We start from the raw sequence: 6,328 nt of genomic DNA, 5'->3' as shown, positions 1-6,328 counted from the left end.
CCGCCGCGGTCGTCTTCCCGGGGGTCAGTGCTCCGGTTCCGGTTGCCTGGGCGGGATTTCGGGGACCGCGAGGAACGGCAGCCGCAGCGCGCCGAAGGCCTCCTTGGGCACGGCCGGACTGACCGGCTCCACCGCCTCCAGCCGCCGGTACGCCTCCCCCTGCGCGGGCCGCCGGTCCGCCTCGCCCTTGTTGGGCCAGTACGACATGGCCCGCTCGGCCTGCGCGGTGATGGTCAGGGACGGGTTGACGCCGAGGTTGGCGGAGACCGCCGAGCCGTCGACCACCGAGATGCCCGGGTACCCGTACAGCCGGTGGTACGGGTCCACCACGCCCTCCTCCGCGGAGGCGCCGATGGGGCAGCCGCCGAGGAAGTGCGCGGTCAGCGGGGTGCCCATCAGCTCGCCGACGTTGCTGCCGGGGAAGCCGTTGATCTCCTCGGCCAGCAGCGTCGCGGCCTCGGTGGCCTCGGCGATCTGCACCGGGTTGGGCGCGCCGTGGCCCTGGCGGGCGGTGAGCAGGCCCTTGCCGATGCCGCCGGGCTTGCGGTACGTGGTCAGGGAGTTGTCCAGGGACTGCATGACCAGGCCGATGATGGTCCGCTCCGACCAGCGGCGGTTCGACAGGGAGCGCAGCAGCTGCACCGGGTGGGTGGCGGTGCGGGCGAACCAGGCCCGCACCCGGTGCCTGGCGTGGGGCACCTGGAGGATCGTCATGAACCCCATGGCGTTGGAGCCCTTGCCGTAGCGGACGGGCTCGATGTGCGTGTCGGCGTTGGGGTGCACGGACGAGGTGATGGCCACGCCCCGGGTGAAGTCCGCCCGGGCCCCGGCGCCGTGCCGCCTGCGGTAGCGGCGGTCGTCGGTCTGCGCGCCGACCAGGCCCTCGGAGTTGGTCCGGGTGAGGTCGCCGAGCCGGGCGGAGATCCGCGGGAGCTCGCCGAGGTCCTTCATGGTGTGCAGCAGGGTCTGGGTGCCGTACGTGCCCGCCGCGACGACCACGTGCCGGGCGCGCAGCACCTGTGCCCGGCCCTTGCGGCGGTCGGCGGTGGGGACGGTGCGGACCCGGTAGCCGCCGTCGGGGTGCTCGGAGAGGGCGGTGACGGTGGTCATGGGGCGGATCTGGGCCCCGGCCTTCTCCGCGAGGTACAGGTAGTTCTCGCCCAGGGTGTTCTTCGCGCCGTGCCGGCAGCCGGTCATGCACTCGCCGCATTCGGTGCAGGCCCTGCGGGCGGGCCCGGCACCGCCGAAGTAGGGGTCGGGCACCTCCTGGCCGGGGCGGGCCTCGGACTGTCCCGCGGCGTCCTCGCCGTCGCCGAAGAAGACGCCGACGGGGGCCATGTGGAAGGAGTCCCCGACGCCCATCCTCTCGGCGACGGCCTTCAGGTGCACGTCGGAGGGGGTGAGCGTCGGGTTGAGCCGGACGCCGAGCATCCGCTGGGCCTGCTCGTAGTAGGGAGCGAGTTCCGCCCGCCAGTCGGTGATGGAGGCCCACTGGCGGTCCTCGAAGAACGCGGCGGGCGGCACGTACAGGGTGTTGGCGTAGTTGAGCGAGCCGCCGCCCACCCCGGCGCCGGCGAGCACCATCACGTTGCCGAGCAGGTGGATGCGCTGGATCCCGTAGAGCCCGAGGGCGGGCGCCCACAGGTAGTTGCGCAGGTCCCAGCTGTTGCGGGGCAGGTCCTGGCGGGCGAAGCGGCGTCCCGCCTCCAGGACGCCGACCCGGTAGCCCTTCTCGGTCAGGCGCAGCGCCGAGACCGACCCGCCGAAGCCCGATCCGATGACGATGACGTCGTAGTCGTACGCAGAGTCGCTGTCGTGCTGCACGGGTTCCCCTTAGCGCAGTCGGAGGGCCTTGAGGACCTTGAGGCTGCTCGTCATGAAGCGGGCGTACTGTTCGTCGTCCATGCCGAGCGAGGGCGCCATCGGGAGCAGCCGCTGGTGGGCGACGGTCTGTGCCTCGGTGTACTTGAGGATGCCCTCGGAGCCGTGGCGGCGGCCGAGGCCGGATTCCTTCATGCCGCCCATGGGGGCCTGGGCGCTGCCGTAGGCGGGGGCGTAGCCGTCGTTGATGTTGACGGTGCCGGTGCGCAGCCGGGCGGCGACGGCGTGGCCGCGCCGGGCGTCCTTGGTCCAGACGCTGGAGTTGAGGCCGTAGGGGGTGGCGTTGGCCTGGGCGACGGCCTCGTCCTCGTCGGTGAACCGGTAGATGGAGACGACCGGGCCGAATGTCTCCTCGGCGCAGACCGACATGGGGGCCTCGACCCCGTCGAGGATGGTGGGCTCGTAGAAGAGCGGGCCGATGTCGGGGCGGGCGGTGCCGCCGGCGACGAGGGTGGCGCCCTTGGCGACGGCCTCGTCCACGTGCCGCTGCACGGTCTCCAGCTGGCGTTCGCCGACGAGGGAGCCCATGTCGGCGCCGTAGGCGAGGGAGGCGCCGAGCCGCATGGCCTTGGTGCGGGCGGCGAAGCGCTCGACGAAGGCGTCGGCTATGGAGGCGTGGACGTAGAGCCGCTCGATGGAGATGCAGAGCTGGCCGGCGGAGGAGAAGCAGGCGCGGACGGCGCCGGCGGCGGCCTTCTCGACGTCGGCGTCGTGCAGGACGAGCATGGCGTTCTTGCCGCCGAGTTCGAGGGAGACGCCGACCAGGCGGGCGGCCGCGCCCTGGGCGACCTCACGGCCGGTGCGGGTGGAGCCGGTGAAGGAGACGTAGTCGGCGTGCCGGACCACCTCGGGGCCGACGACGGGGCCGTCGCCGAGCACGACCTGGAAGACCTCGGCGGGCAGTCCGGCCTCGATGAGCAGGTCTCGGGCCCACAGGGCGGTCAGCGCGGTCTCGGTGTCGGGCTTCATGACGACGGCGTTGCCCGAGACGAAGGCGGGCAGGGCGTCGCCGACGGAGAGTTCGAGGGGGTAGTTCCAGGGGGCGATCTGGCCGACGACCCCGCGCGGCTGGCGCAGCTCGGTCACCTTGGTGAGGGTCGGCATGGCGCCGGTGTGGCCCTTGGGCCGCAGGTACGAGGGGGCTTTGCGGCCGTAGTGGCGGGCGGCGACGGCGACGGCCTGGACCTCTTCGTGGGCGTGCAGGCGGGCCTTGCCGGTCTCCAGCTGGATGAGGTCGAGGACCTCGGACTGGCGGGCGAGGACCAGGTCGTGGAAGCGCAGCAGGACGGCGGCCCGCCTGCGTACGGGCACGGCGGCCCAGGCGGGCTGGGCGGCGCGGGCCTTCGCGAAGGCGGTGGCCACGTCCTCGGGGGTGGCCTCGGGCAGGTCCGCCAGCTCGGCCCCGGTGAAGGGGGTGTGATTGGCGGTCCGGCCGGAGCCGATCACTCCGCGGGTGAGCCGGGTGACCAGGGCGGGGGTCACCACGTCGGCGGCGGTGCGGGCACCTGCCGGGGCCGGGGCGACCGGGTTGGTGGGCTGCGGTGCGGAGCGGAGGGTGGCGGCGGGGGCCTGCGAGTCCGTCATGGCGGTGAGCGTATTGGGCGGGCGGGCCTTTGGGTACCCGTGGGTAACCGGATTTTGCCAAATCTGCCAGTGATAGCTGGCAGGGTGGCCGGGGACGGGTGGCGGGGGCGGGTGGCCGGGGGACGGGCGGCCGGGGGACGGGAGGGCTTCAGCTCCCCTTCCCGGCCGGCTCCCAGCCGCTGAGCACGACGTCGAACCGCTGGCGGGTCGTGGCCCAGTCCGACACGGGTCCCGTCATGTAGATCGCGTACTCGGTGCCGTCCGGGGCGTAGTACATCTGCTCGATGGCCCGGCGCGGCCCCGCGTGCACCCCCTTCTCCGTCCACGTGAAGTCCCACAGCACGGCCAGGGTGGTGCCCCGGAAGTTGTTCGGGTCGAGCTTCTGCCGCTTGTAGTCCGTCCGCTTCGCCACCTGCTTCTCCAGGTCGAGCACGTGCGCGTACGGGTCCTTGAAGTCCGGGGTGGGGTCGGCGGCGATCCGGATGTAGTGCTTGCCGTCGTCTCCGGTGTAGTCGATCTGGTTGCCGTTCACCTGGCGCGTCCAGCCGTCGGGGACGAACAGCGTGAAGCCGGCCTCCGGGTCCGTGACCTTCTTCCAGCCCGCCGGCGGGGCCGCGGCCTTCTGGCCGGCCTGCCCGCCCGTGGAGCTCGTGTTCTTGTCGGAGCCGCCGCCCTTGTCCGCTTCCCCGTCGTCGCCGGTGTACTTCAGCAGCCCGAAGACGGCGCCGCCGCCGAGCAGCGCCGCCACCAGGGCCACCACGGCGACCCGCCGCAGCCGGCCGGGCGGGCGACCGGCGGGGGCCGTGGGCCGCTCGGGCAGGGCGGTGGTGGCGGCCGGGGCGGGCGCGGGCTCCGGCGCCTGGACGGGGGCCGGGGCGGGGGCCGCCTGCGCGGAGGCCCGCTCCTCGTCGGTCACCGCGCGCGTGGGCACGTACGCCTGGGCGGCCTTCGGCTCGCGGCCCTCCATCGCCTCCAGCAGCATCCGCTCGGCCTCCGCGGCCGACGGCCGCTCGGCCGGGTCCTTGCGCAGCAGCGCCGTGATGACCGGGCCCAGGGCGCCGGACTGGCGGGGCACGGGCGGCTCGTCGTTCACGACGGCCTGGAGGCTGGAGATCGGCGAGGTCCGGCGGAACGGCGAGCGGGCCTCGACGGCCGTGTACAGGGTGGCGCCCAGCGACCACAGGTCGGAGGACGGGTCGGGGGCACCGCCCGTGACCCGCTCCGGGGCCAGGTAGTCGATGGAACCGACGAGTTCACCCGTTCGCGTGATCGACGAGTCGCCCTCGATCGCGGCGATCCCGAAGTCGGTCAGCAGCACCCGGCCGTCCTTGGCCAGCAGCACGTTGCCCGGCTTCACGTCCCGGTGCATCACCCCGACCGCGTGCGCGGCGCGCAGCGCGCCCAGCACGTGCAGCCCGATCCGGGCCGCCTCGCGGGGCTCGATCCGGCCGGCGGCCTTGGCCGCCTCGGCGAGGGACGGGCCGTCGATGTGCTCCATGACGATCCACGGCCGGTCGTCGTGCTCCAGCACGTCGTGGACGGTCACCACCGCCGGATGCTGGATCCGGGCCGCCGCCCGCGCCTCCTTCTGCGTGCGGGCGTGCATGACCTCCCGGTCGGCCTGGGACACGTAGAGCCCCGCCGTCAGTTCCTTGACCGCGACCGTTCTGTGCAGCAGCTCGTCATGCGCGCGCCACACCTTCCCCATGCCCCCGCTGCCGATGGGCTCCACGAGCCGGTACCGGCCTGCGAGCACCGCACCCGCGCCTGTCTGCTGTTCCACGAATTCCCGCCGCTCTGTGCACTCCACGTCAGATTACGGAGCCTGCGGGCGCTGCCGGAACAAGGCGGGGCCCATAGGACAGCACTGTGACGCAATCGCCGTACTGACCGCCCGTCAGCCGCCCGCTTTGTAACTCGCCGTCGCCTTCTCGAAGACGTCGGTGACCTTGTCCTGGTTGTCCTCCGGGCCCGTGACCATCACGACGTGGTACGCGCCGCCGAGCGCGACGACGAAATTGCGGGCGAACAGGGACCGGCCCGCCGCGTCGATCCAGGTGTAGCGGCCCGTGACCCGCAACTGCTGCCCGACCCTGGTGGACTTCACGTCCCCGCCGGACGCCCAGGTGGAGTTTCGGTACGGGGCCAGCTCGGGCTCCTTGTCCTTCTGGTAGCCCAGCGGATCGGGATCGCCGCCCTCGACCCGGTCCCGGCCGGGCACGACGATCAGGGTGAACTGGCCCTGGGTGTAGCGCACCTGCCCGGCCTCGTTGAGGGACTGGCGCTCCCAGCCGTTCGGCACGGCGATGCTGAAGTGCGCCGGGTCCTGCTGGACGGTGTAGCCCTCCGGCGCGGGCGCGTCGCCCTGCGGGGCGGGCTTGGACTCCGGGGCTCCGCCCGGGGTGCGGCCGGGGGTCTGCGCCGGCTTGGACGCCGGGCCCTGCTGGGGGCTGCCCGGGCCGGGGGCGGACGCCGCCGGGCTCTGGGCGGCCGTGGGCTGCCGGCCGGAGTCCGCCGCGCGGGGCAGGAAGAGCATCGCGTACGCCACCCCGCCCGTGAGCAGGACCAGTACGCCGACCAGCAGTAACCGGCCGAGGGAGCGCGGCCTGCGGGGGGCGGCGGGGTTGCGGTGGCGGCCGTGCAGATCGCCGCGGCGGCGTACGACGGGCAGGCGGGCGGGGTCCGGCTCGGGCATCGGGAGCCCGGCGAAGTCCCCGTCGGGCTCGGGGGCGGAGCGGATCAGCGACCGGAGCCAGCCGCGCAGTTCCTCGAAGTCGGGCCGCTCGGCCGGGTCCTGGCGCAGCAGGGACTCCACGACCGGGCGCAGCGGGCCGCAGTCCTCGGCGAAGGCGGGCGGCTCGGC

3 protein-coding genes and 1 pseudogene are annotated in these 6,328 nt (G+C 73.8%); all 4 read right to left on the bottom strand.

Translation table 11 applies throughout. The features are described 5' to 3' along the window. Positions 1 to 24: 24 nt before the first annotated feature. Positions 25 to 1,824, bottom strand: a complete 1,800-nt coding sequence (locus SSNG_RS21380) for a GMC family oxidoreductase (RefSeq protein WP_007265969.1) — start codon at positions 1,822 to 1,824, stop codon at positions 25 to 27. Between the two features lie 9 nt (positions 1,825 to 1,833). Continuing rightward, positions 1,834 to 3,465, bottom strand: a complete 1,632-nt coding sequence (locus SSNG_RS21375) for a succinic semialdehyde dehydrogenase (RefSeq protein WP_007265968.1) — start codon at positions 3,463 to 3,465, stop codon at positions 1,834 to 1,836. Between the two features lie 148 nt (positions 3,466 to 3,613). Next, complete coding sequence (locus tag SSNG_RS21370; RefSeq protein WP_007265967.1) at positions 3,614 to 5,248, bottom strand: serine/threonine-protein kinase; 1,635 nt, start codon at positions 5,246 to 5,248, stop codon at positions 3,614 to 3,616. 114 nt (positions 5,249 to 5,362) lie between these two features. Beyond that, positions 5,363 to 6,328 (bottom strand): annotated as a pseudogene (locus SSNG_RS21365) (serine/threonine protein kinase); the annotation flags it as partial.

Origin of the sequence: Streptomyces sp. C, from assembly GCF_000158895.1 — a bacterium.
GTDB lineage: Bacteria > Actinomycetota > Actinomycetes > Streptomycetales > Streptomycetaceae > Streptomyces > Streptomyces racemochromogenes.
Note: the sequence above shows the minus strand (reverse complement) of the source record. Positions and strands in the feature narration are given on the sequence as shown.